This window comes from Mesorhizobium sp. M7A.F.Ca.ET.027.03.2.1, from assembly GCF_003999175.1.
Lineage (GTDB): Bacteria > Pseudomonadota > Alphaproteobacteria > Rhizobiales > Rhizobiaceae > Mesorhizobium.
This window is the reverse complement of the sequence record NZ_RZOM01001941.1, coordinates 1-414: the sequence shown is the minus strand read 5'-3', so window position 1 is coordinate 414 and position 414 is coordinate 1. Positions and strand designations below refer to the sequence as shown.

Annotated in this window: 1 protein-coding gene; it reads right to left on the bottom strand. The window is 65.9% G+C overall.

What is annotated here, in order from left to right; all coding sequences use genetic code 11:
• Nucleotides 1-414, bottom strand: a 414-nt coding sequence (locus EN750_RS38885) for an aminotransferase class I/II-fold pyridoxal phosphate-dependent enzyme (protein ID WP_127399537.1), incomplete at both ends; no start/stop codon positions are given.

Below are 414 nucleotides of genomic sequence, written 5' to 3'. Positions count from 1 at the left end.
GAGCAGCCCGTCGCGGCGCTCGCGATAGGCGCCGATAAGTTTTTCCACCTGGCCGTCGAAGACGGCTTCGGCGACACGATGCATCACCACCTGGTTGATCGACGGGCTGTGCAGGTCCGAGGCCTGCTTCATCAGCACCAGTTTCTCGACGATGTGGCGCGGGGCGCAAACCCAGCCGACGCGCATGCCCGGCGACAGTATCTTCGAGAACGAGCCGCAATAGAGCGTGCGCGCCTTGTCGATGCCGCCGGACCTGATGCAGTCGAGCGCCAGGATCGGCGGCACGCCGTCGCCGTCATAGCGCAGCGCGCGATAGGCGGCATCCTCGATGACGGCGATGTCGAGTTCGCCGGCAAGGTCGAGCACCGCTTCGCGCTGCTCACGGTTCAGCGTGTTGCCGGTCGGGTTGGCGAA